Source organism: Microbacterium sp. NPDC057658, from assembly GCF_042799975.1.
Taxonomy (GTDB): Bacteria; Actinomycetota; Actinomycetes; order Actinomycetales; family Microbacteriaceae; genus Microbacterium.
Map to the genome: position 1 here is coordinate 168,159 of NZ_JBHVHT010000001.1, position 16,946 is coordinate 185,104.

Here is a 16,946-nt window from a genome sequence, read left to right on the forward strand (position 1 = left end):
GGGGCCCTCGTCCGAAAGGGGTGAGGTCAGGACGGACCGAGGATGAAGTTCCACGCGCCGGTGGCGACCGCCGCGGCGATCGCGATCCCGGAGATCGCGGCCCCGACGGCCAGGAGGGCCCACTCGGGGGCGCCGAAGCGGGACTCGCGCGCCCAGGTGCGACGGCCGGGGGCACCGAAGCCCCGTGCCTCCATCGCGGTGGCGAGCTTCGCGCCGCGGCGGATCGACAGGACGAGCAGGGCGAAGGCCATCCCGAGGAAGCGCCGGATGCGGCCGCGGTCGGCCACGCCGCGGGCTCGACGCGCCAGTTCCAGAGCCCGCCAGTCGTCGAGGAACAGCCCCACCATGCGCAGTCCGGCGAGCGCGCCGAGCACGAATCGGGCGGGCAGGCGCAGGATCTGCCCGAGGCCGTCGGCGAGATCGGTCGGATCGACCGTGATGAAGAGCACCACCGAGGGCAGGGCGATCGCGAGCACCCGGAGCATCGTGGCGACGGCGAGCGCGAGCGACCCCTCGCTGATGCGCAGCACGAACCAGTCGACGTAGACCGTGCCGCTCGTCTCGCCGTACAGGGCGATGGTGAGCCCTGTGAGCGGCGCTGCGAGCCAGACCGGCCAGGTGCGCACCCAGAACTCCCGCCACCCGATGCCGGCGAACAGGAACAGCACCGCTTCGAGCACTAGGGCGACCGCCGCCGACACGGGATCCAGCGTGAGGATCAACGGCACGGCGATGAGCGCGCTCACGCCGAGCTTCGCGACCGGGTTGATCCGGGCCACGACGCCGGCGCGGGCGCGGGTGTCGGCGAGATCCGTCATGCCGGCGCCCCCAGGGCGAAGCGGGTGGCGTGCAGGGCGCGCGCCACGTCGAGGTCGTGCGTGACGGTGACGATCGCGGAGCCCTCGTCCCGGAGGGTGGCGAGCATCGCGACGAGCTCGGCCCAGGTGCGGGCGTCCTGTCCGAACGTCGGCTCGTCGAGGATCAGCACCCGGGGTCGCGTGGCGATCGCGGCCGCGACGGTGAGACGGCGCTTCTCCCCACCCGAGAGCGTGTACGGGTTCGCGGCTCCCAGCGCGGACAGGCGCAGGCGGGCGAGCAGCTCGTCGACGCGGGCCTCGACCTCGTCCTCGGGGACGCCCAGCGCGCGCGGGCCGATGGCGAGCTCGTCCCGCACAGTGGTGGCGAGGAGCTGGTGCTCCGGCTCCTGGAAGACCATGCCGATCCGGGTGAGGAGGTCGCGGGACGCCCAGCGGATCGGCGCGGGATCGGCACCCTGCGCGAGCACCGGCGTCGCGGTCACGGCCCCCTCCGCGGGCGGGAGGAGGCCCGCGAGGGTCAGGCCCAGGGTGGACTTGCCCGCGCCGTTCGGGCCGGTGATCGCGAGGGCCTCGCCCGCCCGCACGTCGAGGTCGATGCCGCGGGCCACCGGACGCCCCTTCACCCGCGCCACGGCGAGTGCTCGGGCCGACAGCAGCACCTCGCCGGGCACTGTCCTCGGTGCCGGGGGCTCGGTGGGAGGACGCCCGGGCACCCAGACGCCGTCCGCCGCCAGGCGTTCTCCCTGCGCACCGAGCACCGCGGCGGGAGGGCCGTCCGCGACCACCCCGCCGGCACCGAGCACGATGACCCGGGTGAGGAGCGGCAACCACACCTCGAGTCGATGCTCCACGACCACGAGGGTGGCGGGGTGCGCGGCGAGCATCCGCTCCACCGCCTCCCTGACCTCGCGCACCCCGTCCGGAGCGAGGTTCGCCGTCGGCTCGTCGAGGAGGACGAGGCCGGGGCGCATCGCGAGCATGCCGGCGAGGGCGAGACGTTGCTTCTGGCCGCCCGACAGCGCCTTGGTCGGATGATCGAGCGGCACGTCGAGGCCGACGGCAGCGAGCGCCGCCTCGACACGCGGCCAGATCTCCGCACGCGGCACGCCGAGGTTCTCGCACCCGAACGCGACGTCGTCGCCTGCGCGGGCGAGGATCACCTGGGAATCGGGGTCCTGGAGGACGAGTCCGGCGCGCCCGCGAGTCGCCACCGCCGGAGCGTCGTCGACGAGGAGCTCCCCCGCACTCTCACCCTCCTCCTCGCCGCCGAGCACGCCCGCGAGGCCGTGCAGCAGGGTCGACTTGCCCGCCCCGGACGCGCCGAGCACGAGAACCCGCTCGCCGGGCTCGATGCGGAACGAGACGTCGCGCAGCGCCCATGCCCGGCGGCTCGCATGCCGCCAGCCCCAGCCGCGCGCCTCGACGACCGCGGGAGCGACCTGCGCCGCCATCAGACGCGCACGCGCGCCTCGCGCCCGGAGCCGAAGCGGTCCAGTGCTCCCGTCGCCGCGATGCCGCGGGCGAGCACCCACGACAGGGCACCGGCGATGACGGCGCCGGAGATCACGGTGCTCACGAGGTAGATCACGGTGAACGCGGGACCGGAGCCGGCGTACCAGAGGATGAGGTTGTTGATGCCTCCCGCGAGCGCAGCGCCGGCACCGGCGAGGATCGCGACGGGCAGCGACCAGCGACGGTAGAAGAACAGCAGGAAGACGAGCTCGGCGCCGAGACCCTGCACGAGGCCCGCTTCGAGCGTGAGGAAGCCACCCCACTGGTTGCCGATGAGCGCCGAGACGACGGCGGCCAGCAGTTCGACGTAGATCGCCGCACCGGCTTTGCGGATGATGAGGCCGCCGAGCACTCCGGCGAACAGCCACGGTCCGTCCAGGAGCCCCTGGAGCCCGGGGAGCAGCGGCTCGAGCAGGGCCTTGGGGCCCAGGTACCCGACGTTCCAGGCCAGGAAGATCAGGCCGGCGGCGACGCCGAGCACGCTGGCGACGACGATGTCGACGATGCGCCACCGCAGATAGCTGCGCGCCGGAGCGCCGGTCGTCTTCGTGGACGAGGATGCGGACGTGGACGTACTCATGTGAACTCCTCCCTGCGCTGGCATGACCCAGATCAGGTTCGACGGTCGAAGCGCGATTCGCTCCCTCTCAGCCCGGCTCGCCGGACTCCCGTGGTTGTGCTGTCGATCCTAGCGTCTTCCGCCCGCGCGTCCCGAGCCGCGCACGGCGGATTCCTGGCGGCATTCGGTACCGTAAGCGAGTGACCGCTTCCGATCCCCCTGCAGAGGCGTCCGGCGGCGTCGGCGTCGACGCGCGGCCCGAGGACTCCGCCCCCGCGTCCTCGCAGACCGTCGACACGCTGCCTGCGACCACGACGGAGACCGTCGCGTGGGCCGATGCCTCGACACCGGCGACCGCGCTGACCTGGGTCGACACGGACGTGGTCGAGTCCGGGTCGTCGACGCCGGAGTTCGACGCCACCCCGGAAGCCGAGGCCGCCCCCGGCCTGCTGCGCGACGCGACGCTGCGTCCGGCGATCGCCGGCCCCGGCCTGCTCGTCCCGCTCGGGGTCCTCGCCGGGCTCGTCGCCTCCTACGCCGGAAGCACGCTGCTCTGGCCGTTGCACGAGGTCGCCCCCACCGTCCAGGCCGTGGAGGTCACCCCGGTGGCAGCCCCCACCGCCGCGCTCGCCTGGCCGGAGGTGGGCGACGGTGCCGTGGGCATCGCCGGGATGACCACGGCCGCGTCCACGACCGCCCCGGTCAGCATCGCGAGCATCACCAAGGTCGTCAGCACGCTCATGGTGCTCGACCGCCTGCCCCTCGCCCCCGGGGAGCAGGGCCCCGAGTTCTTCTTCACCTACGCCGACAGCATCCGGTACTGGGACTACCGGATCTCGAATCAGTCCGCGCTGGATGTCCCCGTGGGCGGGGTGCTGACCGAGTACCAGCTCCTGCAGGGCACCCTGCTCGGTTCGGCCAACAACTACATCGATCGGCTCGCCGCGGAGATCTGGGGCTCCGATCGGGAGTTCGCGGCCGCCGCCGAGGTCTGGCTCGGCGAGCGCGGGCTCTCCGGGATCACCGTGGTCACGCCGTCCGGATTCGACGCGCGCAACGTCGCCACCCCGGAGGCGCTCGTGGCTCTCGGCGAGCTCGCGATGCAGAATCCCGTGTTCGCGGAGATCGTGGGCACCCGGTCGGTCGAGCTGCCGGGGGCCGGCACGGTGGAGAACACGAACGGCATGCTCGCGGACCCGGGGGTGGTCGGCATCAAGACCGGCACACTCGTCGGCTGGAACCTGCTGACGGCGAAGGACGTCTCCGTGGGGGACTCGACGGTCCGCCTCTACGCCGCGGCACTGAACCAGGAGGACGACGAGGCGCGTCTCGCCCTCACGCGTGCCCTGTTCGCGCAGACCGAGGCTGCGCTGCAGGCGCAGGGCCCCGCCGTTCCCGCCGGGACGGTGGTCGGACGCGTCCGCACCGCCTGGGGCGAGGAGGTCGACGTCGTGACCGGTGAGGACGCGGATGTGGTGCTGTGGAACGGGGCGAGCGCGACCGCGACGGCTGTGTTCGATCTCGGCGAGCAGCGCGAGGCGGACGGCGACGTCGGCACCCTCACCACGGCCGGCCCCATCGACACCACCGAGACCGCACTCGTCCTCGCCGAAGACGTGGACGGCCCGAGCCCGTGGTGGCGCCTCACCCATCCCCTCGAGCTGTTCGGCATCGACGCGGACCGCTCCTGACGACTGACGCCCCGCTCCGAGTCCGGAGCGGGGCGTCAGGGCGATGACGATCAGGGACGAGGCGACGCGCCGTCCGCCCCGTCGTCGAGGAGCGCCTGCGCGGCGGCCGCCTCCGCTCCGGGAAGCTGGGCACCGACGGCGGCACCCGCCACGGCATCGGCCGCCTGCTCCTCCGCGCGGGCCTCGGCGTCGGCCTCTCCCGTCACCACGACCGGAGACGACCCGGTCAGGGCCGCTTCCGCGTCGAGGTCGGTCGCCGCCTGCTCGAACTGCGACTGGTACAGCCGCCAGTACGCGCCCTGCGCGGCGATGAGCTCGTCGTGCGTACCCTTCTCGACGATGTCGCCATGCTCCATCACGAGGATGAGGTCCGCGTCGCGGATGGTCGACAGCCGGTGCGCGATGACGAACGAGGTGCGCCCCTGCCGGAGAGCGGCCATGGCGTTCTGCAGCAGCAGCTCGGTGCGGGTGTCGACCGCCGAGGTGGCCTCGTCCAGGATGAGGATCGACGGCTGCGCCACGAACGCCCGGGCGATCGTGATGAGCTGCCGCTCACCGGCCGAGACATTCGACGCGTCCTCGTCGAGCACGGTGTCGTACCCATCCGGAAGCGCGTGCACGAAGCGGTCGACGTAGGTCGCCCGCGCGGCGGCCAGCACCTCCTCGTCCGTCGCGGTCGAGCGTCCGTAGCGGATGTTCTCGCGGATGCTCCCGGCGAACAGCCAGGGGTCCTGGAGCACCATGCCGGTGCGGGACCGGAGGTCGTCACGCGTGATGGTCGAGATGTCCTGACCGTCCAGCGTGATCCGACCGCCGCTGAGCTCGTAGAACCGCATGATGAGGTTCACGAGCGTCGTCTTGCCGGCGCCCGTGGGCCCGACGATCGCGACGGTCTGCCCCGGCTCCACCCGGAACGACAGATCGGTGATGAGCGGACGCTCCGGCGAGTAGGAGAAGGAGACGTTCTCGAACTCGATCACGCCCTCCCCTTCGCGGAGAGCAGGGGCGTCGGGGCCGTCGGCGTCCTGCTCATCGGCGTCGAGCAGGTCGAACACCCGCTCCGCCGAGGCGGTGCCGGACTGCACGACCGCGGCCATGCCGCCCAGCTCGGACAGCGGCTGCGTGAACTGCTGCGAGTACTGGATGAACGCCTGCACGTCGCCGAGCCGGAGCTGCCCGCTCGCGACCATGAGCCCGCCGAGCACCGCGATGCCGACGTAGGTGAGGCTGCCGACGAAGGTCATCGCGGGCATGATGATGCCCGAGAGGAACTGCGCCTTGAAGCTCGCCTGGAAGAGCTCCTCGTTCTCGGCCTTGAACTTGTCCAGCGCGTCCTGCTCGCGGCCGAACACCTTGACCAGCGCGTGGCCGGAGAAGGCCTCCTCGACCCGGGCGTTGAGCCGGCCGACCTTGCGCCACTGCGTGCCGAAGGCCTTCTGCGACCGCGGTCCGATGACGCCGAAGATCACGCCCATGAGCGGAAGCGCCACGAGGGCGACGAGGGCGAGCTGCCACGAGATCGAGAACATCATCACGAGCACGCCGATCACCGTCAGCACGGCGGTCAGTGCTCCCGACAGCGACTGCTGCATGGTCTGGGTGATGTTGTCGATGTCGTTCGTCACCCGCGAGATCAGCTCGCCGCGCTGCACCTTGTCGAAGTACGCCAGCGGGAGCCGGTTGATCTTCGCCTCGACGGCCTCGCGCAGCCGCCACATGGTGCGCACCATGATGACGTTGATGACGTATCCCTGCAGCCAGCTGAGGAACGCGGCCACGACGTAGATCGCGAGAACCGCGGCGATCACCCAGCGCAGCGCGTCGAAGTCGATGCCGTCGCCGACCCGGAAGTCGCCGAGCGCGCCCACCTGGTTGGCGAAGTCGTTCTGCCCGGCGTCCCGCAGCGCGTCGACGACGACGTCCTGCGGGGTCCCGGCCGGGAAGCCGGGGAAGTCGCCGGTGGGCTGACCGAGCTGGATCGAGATGAAGCCGCGATAGACGATGTTCGTCGCCTCGGCGAGCACCTTCGGGGCGGCGACGGTCAGCACGACCCCGATCGCACCGAGGATCGACACGAAGACGAACCACACCGCGGAGGGCTTGAGCAGCCCGATCATCCGCGCGAAGCTCGGGCCGAAGTTGTCGGCCTTGCCCGGCGCGACGCTGTCCCAGTCGCCGGAGTTCTGCCGCGCCTGCTCGGCGAGCTCCGCCTCGTACTGCTCCTCGGCGGTGAGCTCCCGCTCGACCGTGGGCGCGGCGGCCGCGCCCCGTCCGCGACGGCGCCGACCCTGGGTCCCTGAGCTTGTCGAAGGGTCCTGCTCGCTCATGCGTCCACCCCCAGCTGCGACTCGACGATCTCGCGATAGGTCTCGCTGGTCTCCAGCAGCTCCTCATGGGTTCCGACGCCGACCATGGTGCCGCCCTCGAGGACCACGATGCGGTCCGCGTCGGTGATCGTGGAGACGCGCTGCGCGACCACGATCTTCGTCACGTGCGGGAGCTCGCGCCAGAGCGCCTGCCGCAGCCGGGCATCCGTCGTGAGGTCGAGCGCGGAGAAGGAGTCGTCGAACACGAGCACCTGCGGCCGGTGCACGATGGCCCGCGCGATCGCCAGGCGCTGGCGCTGACCGCCGGACACGTTCGTGCCGCCCTGGGCGATGCGGGAGTCGAGGCCGTCCGGCATCTCCTCCACGAAGTCGCGCCCCTGGGCGATCTCCAGCGCGTGCCAGAGCTCCTCGTCGGTGGCGTCCTCGCGGCCGTAGCGCAGGTTGGACGCGACGGTGCCGGTGAAGAGGAAGGGACGCTGCGGCACCAGGCCGATGCTGTCCCACAGCGCCTCGACGTCGGCCTCGCGGACGTCTACGCCGCCGACGTGCACGGACCCGCCGGACACGTCGAACAGGCGCGGGATGAGCGAGACGAGCGTGGTCTTGCCCGACCCGGTGGAGCCGACGATCGCGACGGTCTCGCCCGGCTCCGCGGCGAAGCTGATGCCGGTGAGGACGGGGGCGTCGGCGCCGGGGTACGTGAACTCCACGTCGTCGAACGCGACGGCACCCGGGGTCGGGAAGACGGTGACGCCGTCCACCGGGCGGGTCATCGTGGACTCCGTGTTCAGCACCTCGCCGATGCGCTCGGCGGAAACCGCGGCGCGCGGGATCATCATCGCCATGAAGCTCGCCATGATGACGCCGCCCATGATCTGGCCGATGTACTGCATGAAGGCGAACAGGGTGCCCACCTGCACGGTGCCGTTGTTGACCTCGATGCCGCCGAACCAGATGACGGCGACGACCGTCACGTTGAGGATGAGCATGAAGAGCGGGAACAGCAGCACGAACAGCGAGCCGACCTTGCGGCCGACGACCATGATGTCGGTGTTCGCGCCGCGGAAGCGCTCCTCCTCGATGCGCTCCCGGACGAAGGCCCGCACCACGCGGACGCCGGTGAGCTGCTCGCGCATGATGCGGTTCACGTTGTCGAGCTTGCCCTGGTAGCTGCGGAAGAGCGGGACCATCCGGCCGATGACGAGCGCCGCGAGGACGAGGAGCACGGGGACGGCGACGGCGATCAGCCAGCTCAGCTCGGCGCTGGTCCGCACGGCGAAGATGATGCCGCCGATCGCGAGCAGCGGGGCGGTGACGAGCATGGTCGCGCCCATCATCGCCAGCATCTGCACCTGCTGCACGTCGTTCGTGTTGCGGGTGATGAGGGATCCGGCACCGAACTGCGAGACCTCGCGCTCGGAGAAGCCGCTCACCTTGCCGAACACGTCGGCGCGGATGTCACGGCCGGCGCCCATCGCGGCGCGGGCGGCGAAGAAGGTCGCGATGACCGAGGCCACGATCTGGCCGAATGACACGGCCAGCATGAACAGGCCGGTGCGCCAGATGTACGCGGTGTCGCCCTGCGCGACGCCCTTGTCGATGATGTCGGCGTTGAGGTACGGCAGGTAGAGGGTGGCGGCCGCGCTGGCGAACTGGAAGACCAGCACGGCGACGAGGAGCCACTTGTAGCGTGACAGATATCGGAGGAGGAGTTTTCCCAGCACAGGCGTACTTTCTCGGAAGGAGGAGGCGGCGGGTCTCCCGGCAGACGGATGCCGACCGACGACCGGCCATAGGACAGGGTGCCACGAAGCGGCGACATTCGGATCCCCCTCCGGGAGGACCTTCGCTCACAGCGAACCGGTGCCGTGTCACCCACGTCTTTCTGCACGCAGGCGATCAATGGCCGCCCCTAAAGAACTGAGGCGCGCGTCAGAACAGCGCGGGCTGCGGAACGTAGTCGCGGGCGGGCGCCCCGGCGTCGGGGCCGAGCTCGGCGAGGGAGGCCGGCTGCCACCGCGGGTTGCGATCCTTGTCGACGAGCTGCGCGCGGATGCCCTCCACCAGGTCGGGGTGTTCGTTCACGAACCAGAGCACCCGGCGGTACTCGCCCTCCAGCGCGGCGCGGAGCCCGGTCATCTCCCGGGCCTCCCGCACGGCGTCGAGCGTCACGACGAGGCCCGTCGGAGCCAGATCGTCGAGCAGGTCGGCGACGGCCGCCGCTTCCTCGGTGCCGAGCGCGCGGAGCCGCTCGAGGATCTCGGGCACGGTCGGGGCGGCGAACGCATCGTCGATCCACCCCCGCGCGGCGGGAAGCGAGGACGGCTCCGGCGTCTCGTCGAAGAGCAGGACGATCTCGCTGGGACTCGTCGGGTCGGCGCGGTAGGCCAGCGCCTCGCGCAGCGTGTCGAGGCGGTCGGAGGGGACGAAGTGATCCGCGAAGCCCGCGTATACGGCGTCGGCACCGTTCATCGTGGCCCCGGTGAGGCCGAGGTACTCGCCGAGCCGTCCCGGCGCCTGCCCCAGCAGCCAGGTGCCGCCGACGTCGGGCGTGAAGCCGATCCGGGTCTCCGGCATGGCGAGCTTCGAGCGTTCGGTGACCACGCGGATCGCGGCATGCCCTGCCAGACCGATACCGCCGCCCATCGTGATCCCGTCGGCGAGCGCGACCACGGGCTTCGGGTACTCCGCGATCATGGCGTTCATCGCGTACTCGCCTCGGAAGAACTCCGCAGACTGCTCCGGATGGCCGGACGTGATCTGGCCGTGCAGGCGACGCACGTCGCCGCCCGCGCACATGCCGCGCTCCCCCGCGCCGTCGATGAGGACGATCTGCACGTCGGAGTCGTCGCGCCAGGCCACCAGCGCCTCCGTGATGGTCGCGATCATGTCCTCATCGAGCGCATTGATCGCCTCGGGGCGGTTGAGCGTGAGCCGCCCGAGCGCTCCTTCGGTGCGGATGAGGACACGGGGCGCGGCGGGGGTATCGGTCACGGGTGCCAGGCTACCCCGTCGCGTGCGGCCGGATTCCGCACGAAATGCGGGTTCCGGGGCGGTTTTCCGGCAGGATAGGAGGAACTGTTCATCGCAACGAGAGGTCCCGGATGCCCGAAGGACAGGTGCTCGAGTTCACGAATGTGACGAAGCGCTTCAACGAGGTGACGGCCGTCTCGGATTTCTCCGCCCGTGTCGAGCCCGGCGCCGTCACCGCCTTCCTCGGCCCCAACGGTGCCGGCAAGACGACGACCCTGCGCATCCTGCTCGGCCAGGTGCGCGCCACGTCCGGCACCGCCACGATCGGCGGGGCCGCCTACGCGGAGCTGCGGCAGCCGCTGCGCACGATCGGCGCCGTGCTGGAGGAGACGGCCTATCGGCCGCGCCGCACGGCGAGCCGTCAGCTCACCATCGCCGCGAAGGCCAACGGCATCCGCCTGGCCCGCGTCGACGAGGTCATCTCCCTCGTCGGCCTGGAGGGCGAGGCGGACACGCGCATCGGCGGGTTCTCGCTCGGCATGCGCCAGCGCCTCAGCGTCGCCCACGCGCTCCTCGGCGACCCCGGCGCCCTCGTCTTCGACGAGCCGGCGAACGGCCTCGACCCGGAGGGCATCCGCTGGATGCGGCTGCTGATGCGTCGCCTCGCCGACGAAGGGCGCACCGTGCTGGTTTCCTCCCACGTGCTCAGCGAGATCGAGCAGGTCGCCGACCACGTGCTCGTGCTCTCCAAGGGACGCCTCGTGCTGTCGAGCGGCATCGAGACGCTGGCCGATCCGGCCGGCGGCTCCGTGGTCGTCGACTCGGCCGATCGCCCCGGCCTCACGACCGCGCTGGTCGCCGCCGGGTTCGACATCGAGGTGCTCCGCTCCGGGCTGACCGTGCGCGGGACCGACGCCAGCCGCGTCGGCGCCGTCGCTGCGGACGCCGGTATCGCTCTCAGCACGCTCGTGCAGCGCGGCCCGACGCTGGAGGACGTCTTCATCGACCTCATGCGGGGCGGCCGCTTCGACACCGCCCCGGCGCTCGATCAGACGGAGGCTCCCGCCGAGGAGGATCCCGAGTCCGCGACCGCCGCTGAGGCTCCGGCAGAGGAGTCTCCGACGGACGGCCCGTCGACGGATGAAGCCGCAGGGACCGCCGCTGCGGCTCTCGCAGCCGGCGGCACCGCCGCGCTCGCCGACGACCTGACGCCTCAGGCCACGGGCCCTGTCACCGCCGAGACGATCGCCGACGACACCGCTCCGACCGACGAGGCGGATGCCACCGCGGACGAGGATGCGACCCGGGCCCTTCCCGTCGTCTCCGCCGACGACGACGCGACCCGGATCCTGCCCGTGGTCGACGCGACCGCAGACGCGCAGCCCGCGGATGCGGATACCGACGCGGAGGCCGAGAACTCGCCGTCGTTCGACGACATCCTCTTCGGTGCGCCCGCGCCCGTCGCCGAGTCTCCGCGGCGGTCCTTCGCCGCCCTGTTCGCAGCCGCGTCCGCAGACGCGGAGACCGAGTCATCCGCGCAGCCGGCGGCGAAGGACGCTCCCGGCGAGACCGAGGCCGAGTCCGAGCCCGAGCCCGCGTCCGAGTCGCCGTCGACGACCGACGAGCCCCCCGCCGAGGCCGTCGGCTCCGCTGCCGATGCACCGGCCGACAGCACGAGCACCGACGCGCCCGACAGCGCCTCCGGTGGCGAGGAGCCCGCGGGCGTGGAGTTCTTCACCGGTCTGGACGCCTCGTCGGCGGACGATGAGATCGCGCCGTCCGAGGACACCGCCGAGGCCGCAGCGCAGGGCGAGGACGCCTCTCCTGGGTCCGACGACGACCCGCGATCGGCCGCCGTGAGCTCGATGCTGGCCGCCGCCGCACGCGCCTACTACGAGGACGAGCCGCGCGACTACCCGCTCGCTCCGGCGGAGGAGACGTCGTCCGGCGACGGGGCTCCGCAGGACGAGATCGCGAGCGACGAGTCCGCAGTCGATACGGAGACCCCGGCGGAGCAGCACGCCCCCGCGGATGACCGTGGGGACGAGCACCACGACGACGAGCACCGCGGCTGAGCCCCCGCAGCAGAACGCCCTCCCGGCCGACCGGGAGGGCGTTCTGCATCCGGGATCAGGCCGGACGTGGTCGGATGACCGGGCGCCGACTGCCCTTCGACACCGGGGTCGGAGCCGTGGCGACGATCTCCTCGACCGTCGTGGGCTCCTCGGACACCGGGAGGCGCAGCGCCTGCGTCAGCGCCAGACCGTGCCGGGTGGTCAGGATCAGGCGGTTGTACTGCGGATCGCCCTCGAGATCGACGACCACGCTCGGACGTCGACGGCGGATCAGCACGAAGTCGAGGCTCCCCGCGGCCTTCCAGCTGCCGGCGGCGAGCACGCCCGGGATGTGGGTACCCGGATTCGGGACGCCGCGGAGCCAGGTCCAGGCGTCGTCTGTCAGTTGGACCTTGGTGATCGTGTCGCGCACGATGCGGACGTTCTCGCGGTGGAAGGTGGCGGCACGTTCGATGGGCGAGAGCACGACCTCGAGTTGCGTCTGGTCCAGCAACAACGTCACCATGCCCCCAGTCTGCCAGCGCCGTCCTCCCGGTTGGCTGGAAGTTGCTCACAGGAACGCAACGATCCCTTGTCGGAATCCCTCAGTCCTGCCCTCACGACTCCTTCGCGAGGACAGGCTCCCACGCACGAACAGGCGCTGCCGCGGGCGGAAGCCTGGCTCCGCGTGAAGGCCTGTTGCCGACGGCCTTCGGGCCTGCAGGCGCTCGCGGGAGATCAGGCAACGGTGTCCAAGGGTGCCTGCCCCCGCGCGGCTGCCTGTTCTCACGCGAACGAGTCACGCGAACGAACAGCGGGAGCAGCGATCAGGGGCGCGCGGTCTGGGCGGCCTGGGCGGCGTGCGGCAGGGCGGCCTCGATCCGCTCGAGCTCGTCCTCGCCGTGCGCGGCGGTGAGGAACCAGGCCTCGAAGACGCTCGGCGGCAGCGCGACGCCGTGCTCGCGCATCGCGTGGAAGAACGCCGCGTACCGGAACGACTCCTGCGCCTGCGCCTCGGCGTAGTCGCGCGGGGCGGAGGCGCGGAACGAGGCGCTGAAGAGGTTGCCGGCGGAGGCGAGGGCGTGGGTCACTCCGGCCTCGGCGAGCGCGCGGTCGAGAGCCGACGAGACCCGAGCGGCTGCGGCGTCGACGGTCGCGTAGACCTCCGGCGTCGCGAGGCGGAGCGTGGCCAGGCCCGCGGCCACGGACAGCGGATTCCCGGAGAGCGTCCCCGCCTGGTAGACGGGGCCGACGGGCGCCAGGAGGTCCATGACCTCGGCACGGCCACCGAGAGCCGCCAGCGGCATACCGCCGCCGACGACCTTCCCGAAGGTGAGGATGTCGGGCAGGTAGTCCTCTCCGGCCTGCGCCTGGAGGCCCCAGAAGCCGGCCGGGTGCACCCGGAAGCCGGTGAGGACCTCGTCGAGGATCATCAGAGCACCGTGGGCGTGCGCGGTCTCCGCGATGAGGCGGTTGAATCCCGGGAGCGGGGGCACCACGCCCATGTTCGCGGCCGAGGCCTCCACGATGACGGCCGCGATGCGGGGACCGTGCTCGGCGAAGACGGCGGCGAGCGCCTCGGGGTCGTTGTAGCGGATCACGAGCGTCTGCGCGGCGATCGGCGCGGGCACGCCGGCCGAACCGGGAAGCGCGAGCGTGGCGACCCCGGAGCCCGCCTCGGCGAGCAGGCCGTCGGAGTGGCCGTGATAGTGGCCGGCGAACTTCACGAGCAGATCGCGGCCGGTCGCACCGCGGGCGAGGCGGATCGCGGTCATGGTGGCCTCGGTGCCCGTCGAGACGAGACGGACACGCTCCACGGGACGGATCTCGCCGAAGCGGACGCGGTCGGCGATGAGCGCGGCGAGCTCGACCTCCCCCTCGGTCGGAGCGCCGAAGGAGAGCCCGCGGGTGGCGGCCTCCTGCACGGCGGCGACGACCTCGGGCTGCGCGTGTCCGAGCAGTGCGGGACCCCAGGACGCGACGAGGTCGACGTACTCGCGACCCGCGGCGTCGGTCACGGTGGCGCCGCGCGCCGAGGCAAGGAACCGCGGCGTCCCGCCGACCGACCCGTAGGCCCGCACCGGAGAGTTCACCCCGCCGGGGATCACCGCACGGGCGGCAGAGAAAAGGTCGTCATTGCGGTCGGTCATCGAGGCTCCTCCGTGATGCACGGCGCTCTCCCGGCATCCCTTCCAGGCTAACCCGCCGCCTGCCCTTCCGAGGCCGCGGCCGACGAAGGGTCAGCCGCGCAGCCAGCGGGCCGCTTCGGTGGCCCAGTACGTGAGCACCGCGTCGGCGCCTGCCCGGCGGATCGACAGCAGCGACTCGAGGACCGCGGCGCGCCGATCGATCCACCCGTTCGCGGCGGCGGCCTCGATCATCGCGTACTCGCCCGACACCTGGTACGCCCAGACCGGGACGGTCACGGCGTCGCGGACCTCGCGCAGCACGTCGAGGAAGGCCATCGCCGGCTTCACCATGACGATGTCCGCGCCCTCGTCCTCGTCGACCAGCGCCTCCCGCACGCCCTCGCGACGGTTGCCGGGGTCGAGCTGATACGTGCGGCGGTCTCCCTGGAGCTGCGAGTCCACGGCTTCGCGGAACGGGCCGTAGAACGCGCTCGCGTACTTCGCGGCATACGCCAGGATCAGGGTGTCGGTGAAGCCCTCGGCGTCGAGCGCCTGACGGATCACGGCGACCTGGCCGTCCATCATCCCGGACAGCCCCAGCAGCTGCGATCCCGCGCGCGCCTGGGCGAGGGCCATCGAGGCGTATCGCTCCAGGGTCGCGTCGTTGTCCACCGAGCCGTCGGCGGCGAGGACGCCGCAGTGCCCGTGATCGGTGAACTCGTCGAGGCAGAGGTCGGTCTGCACGACGAGCGCGTCGCCGACCTCGGCCGCCAGCGCCTCGGTGGCGACGTTCAGGATGCCCTGCGGGTCGTCCGCGCCGGAGCCCCGGGCGTCGCGCACGGCGGGAACGCCGAACAGCATGACCCCGCCGATCCCGGCCTCCGCGGCCTCCACGGCCGCGGAACGCAGCGAGTCGATCGAGTGCTGGGCGACGCCGGGCATCGACCCGATGGCGACCGGCTCGCTGATCCCTTCGCGGACGAAGAGCGGGAGCACGAGCTGACGCGGCTCGAGAGAGGTCTCGCGCACGAGGTCGCGGACGGCGCGCGACTGACGCAGTCGGCGCAGGCGGATGTCGGGGAAGCTCACGGCGCGAACTCGTCTGCCGCATGCGGAAGGGTGAACTGCGACACGGCCTCGATCAGCGCATCGATGGTCTGCCGATCGGCGACCACCGAGACGGGCAGGCCGGCGCGCTCGGCGTCCTTCGCCGTCCGCGGGCCGATCGCCGCGAGCAGCGTCTCGTCCGGGATCTCGGGGAACTGCTCCCGCACCTGCTCGGCCACCGAACCGCTGGTGATGAGGATCGCGTTGATCCGGCCGTTCTCGACGTCGCGCCGGATGCGCTCCGTCACCGGAACGCCGACCGTGCGATAGGCGACGACGCCGTGCACGTCGTGTCCCGCTTCGGACAGCAGGATGCTGAGGACCGGCTTGGCGATCTCGCTGCGCAGCGCCAGGATGCGGCGCGGCTCGTGCTCCAGAGCGATGAGCTGCTGCGCCATGCCCTGCGCGGAGTTGTCCTGTTCGGGAACCAGGGCCACCTCGTAGCCCACGGCCTGCAGCGCCGCGGCCGTCGTCTCCCCCACGGCCGCGATCTTCGTGGTCTTCGGCACGACGGCGCGGTGGGCGAACAGCACGTCCACCGTGGTCGCGCTCGTGACGGTCAGCCAGTCGAACTCGCCGGCCGCGAGCTGCTCCAGCGCACGGTCGAGGGTCGCCTGATCCGTGGTCGGAGCGAAGTTGATGAGCGGGGCGACGACGGGGACGGCGCCGAGAGCGCGGAGGCTCGCGGCGACGCTGTCGCCCCAGGGGCCGCCACGGGGCACGAGGATGCGCCAGCCGTCCAGCGGTCGGTCCTGCTTGCTTTCAGAAGTGGTCATGACAATTCGGATTGCTCTTGAGGGACGAGGTCGGCCGCCCCTTGATCGAGCAGCCGACGGGCAACAGCGAGCCCGAGCTCACGCGCTGCGTGCATCGGGTCTGCACCATCGGCAGCATCCGCACCATTGCCACTGCCGTTCCGATGAATATACTCCCCGTTCAGGGCTTCCGTGACGTCCAGACCGATCCGCCGACCGCCGTCCGGGGCGTAGACGACCGTCCTGACGCGGATCTCGGAGTCTTGGACGACGGCGTGCGCCGCCATGGGGGCTTGACAACCGGCATCCAGTCCCTCCAGGATGGCGCGCTCGACGGTGATCGCGAGCCGCGTCTCCCGATGATCCAGCGCCGACAGCGCCGTGCGCAGCTCCTCCGGCGCGTCCGCCCGTGTCTCGACCGCCAGGGATCCCTGGCCCGGAGCGGTCGGCCATTCCGCGAGGCCGAGCTCCTCCCGATGCAGCGGCGAATCCGTGCCGAGTCGCGAGAGGCCGGCGGCGGCGAGGATCACGGCGTCCAGCTCTCCGGAGGCGACGCGCGCGAGGCGGGAGTCGACGTTGCCGCGGATGTCCACGACGTGGGCGCGAGGCGCACGGCGGTGGACCTGGGCGATGCGTCGCGGCGACCCAGTACCCACGGCGCTCCCCGCCGGGAGCTCGTGCAGCGGGATGCCGTGTCGGGTGAGCACCACGTCGCGGGCATCCTCCCGTCGGGGCGTCGCGGCGATGACGAGCGACTCCGGCACCGCCGTGGGGAGGTCCTTGAGGGAGTGCACGAGGAAGTCGCACTCGCCGGCGAGGAGGGCCTCACGGAGACGGGTGGCGAAGATGCCGAGGCCGCCGATCTCCGACAGCGAGGCGCGATTGGTGTCGCCCTCGCTGGTGATCGGGACGAGTTCGACGCGGCGGCCGGTGACCTTCTCGAGCGCGGCGGCGACGTGACCCGACTGCGCCTGCGCGAGCGCGCTGCGGCGGGTGCCGAGACGGATGGGGGTGCTCATGG

At 71.9% G+C, this 16,946-nt stretch carries 13 protein-coding genes and 1 riboswitch; of the genes, 2 read left to right on the top strand and 11 right to left on the bottom strand.

The window, feature by feature from the left end; genetic code table 11:
- Positions 1-26: 26 nt before the first annotated feature.
- The 3 genes from ACFU8V_RS00775 to ACFU8V_RS00785 form a co-directional block, all read right to left on the bottom strand.
- Positions 27-818 (bottom strand): energy-coupling factor transporter transmembrane protein EcfT, encoded by a 792-nt coding sequence (locus tag ACFU8V_RS00775; protein WP_025104858.1) that lies wholly within the window; start codon positions 816-818, stop codon positions 27-29.
- Positions 815-2,269, bottom strand: a complete 1,455-nt coding sequence (locus ACFU8V_RS00780) for an ABC transporter ATP-binding protein (protein ID WP_378868233.1) — start codon at positions 2,267-2,269, stop codon at positions 815-817. Before ACFU8V_RS00780 ends, ACFU8V_RS00775 begins: the two co-directional genes overlap by 4 nt.
- Entirely contained in the window at positions 2,269-2,910 is a 642-nt protein-coding gene (locus tag ACFU8V_RS00785) for an ECF transporter S component (RefSeq protein ID WP_025104860.1), read from the bottom strand. Before ACFU8V_RS00785 ends, ACFU8V_RS00780 begins: the two co-directional genes overlap by 1 nt.
- Positions 2,903-3,012, bottom strand: a riboswitch (TPP riboswitch). (Overlaps the previous gene by 8 nt.)
- Before the next feature lie 77 nt (positions 3,013-3,089).
- Between ACFU8V_RS00785 and ACFU8V_RS00790 the strand changes: the two genes are divergently transcribed.
- Positions 3,090-4,580 (top strand): D-alanyl-D-alanine carboxypeptidase family protein, encoded by a 1,491-nt coding sequence (locus ACFU8V_RS00790; protein ID WP_378868236.1) that lies wholly within the window; start codon positions 3,090-3,092, stop codon positions 4,578-4,580.
- Between the two features lie 50 nt (positions 4,581-4,630).
- Here the strand turns inward: ACFU8V_RS00790 and ACFU8V_RS00795 are convergent, their stop codons facing one another.
- The 3 genes from ACFU8V_RS00795 to ACFU8V_RS00805 all read right to left on the bottom strand — a co-directional run bounded on the left by ACFU8V_RS00795 (position 4,631) and on the right by ACFU8V_RS00805 (position 9,901).
- On the bottom strand, positions 4,631-6,907 hold the full coding sequence (locus ACFU8V_RS00795) for an ABC transporter ATP-binding protein (protein WP_378868239.1): 2,277 nt from the start codon (positions 6,905-6,907) through the stop codon (positions 4,631-4,633).
- Entirely contained in the window at positions 6,904-8,631 is a 1,728-nt protein-coding gene (locus tag ACFU8V_RS00800; RefSeq protein ID WP_025104863.1) for an ABC transporter ATP-binding protein, read from the bottom strand. Before ACFU8V_RS00800 ends, ACFU8V_RS00795 begins: the two co-directional genes overlap by 4 nt.
- Positions 8,632-8,839: 208 nt before the next feature.
- The gene (locus ACFU8V_RS00805; RefSeq protein WP_378868243.1) at positions 8,840-9,901 is read right to left on the bottom strand and encodes an enoyl-CoA hydratase/isomerase family protein; all 1,062 of its coding nucleotides are present in this window, start codon (positions 9,899-9,901) and stop codon (positions 8,840-8,842) included.
- A gap of 110 nt (positions 9,902-10,011) precedes the next feature.
- Between ACFU8V_RS00805 and ACFU8V_RS00810 the strand changes: the two genes are divergently transcribed.
- Entirely contained in the window at positions 10,012-11,955 is a 1,944-nt protein-coding gene (locus ACFU8V_RS00810; RefSeq protein WP_378868246.1) for an ATP-binding cassette domain-containing protein, read from the top strand.
- Positions 11,956-12,010: 55 nt separating this feature from the next.
- Here the strand turns inward: ACFU8V_RS00810 and ACFU8V_RS00815 are convergent, their stop codons facing one another.
- The 5 genes from ACFU8V_RS00815 to hemC all read right to left on the bottom strand — a co-directional run bounded on the left by ACFU8V_RS00815 (position 12,011) and on the right by hemC (position 16,944).
- Positions 12,011-12,460 carry a hypothetical protein gene (locus ACFU8V_RS00815; RefSeq protein ID WP_025104866.1) on the bottom strand — a complete coding sequence of 150 codons (450 nt, stop codon included), beginning with the start codon at positions 12,458-12,460 and terminating at the stop codon, positions 12,011-12,013.
- A 301-nt stretch (positions 12,461-12,761) separates the two neighbouring features.
- Positions 12,762-14,084 (bottom strand): glutamate-1-semialdehyde 2,1-aminomutase, encoded by a 1,323-nt coding sequence (locus ACFU8V_RS00820; protein WP_378868249.1) that lies wholly within the window; start codon positions 14,082-14,084, stop codon positions 12,762-12,764.
- A 90-nt stretch (positions 14,085-14,174) separates the two neighbouring features.
- The gene (hemB, locus tag ACFU8V_RS00825) at positions 14,175-15,152 is read right to left on the bottom strand and encodes a porphobilinogen synthase (RefSeq protein WP_126894230.1); all 978 of its coding nucleotides are present in this window, start codon (positions 15,150-15,152) and stop codon (positions 14,175-14,177) included.
- Positions 15,149-15,946: a uroporphyrinogen-III synthase gene (locus ACFU8V_RS00830; RefSeq protein WP_025104869.1), complete on the bottom strand. Its 798-nt coding sequence runs from the start codon at positions 15,944-15,946 to the stop codon at positions 15,149-15,151. The genes hemB and ACFU8V_RS00830 overlap by 4 nt, the downstream gene beginning before the upstream one ends.
- Positions 15,943-16,944 carry a hydroxymethylbilane synthase gene (gene hemC, locus ACFU8V_RS00835; protein WP_105950539.1) on the bottom strand — a complete coding sequence of 334 codons (1,002 nt, stop codon included), beginning with the start codon at positions 16,942-16,944 and terminating at the stop codon, positions 15,943-15,945. The genes ACFU8V_RS00830 and hemC overlap by 4 nt, the downstream gene beginning before the upstream one ends.
- Positions 16,945-16,946: the final 2 nt, after the last annotated feature.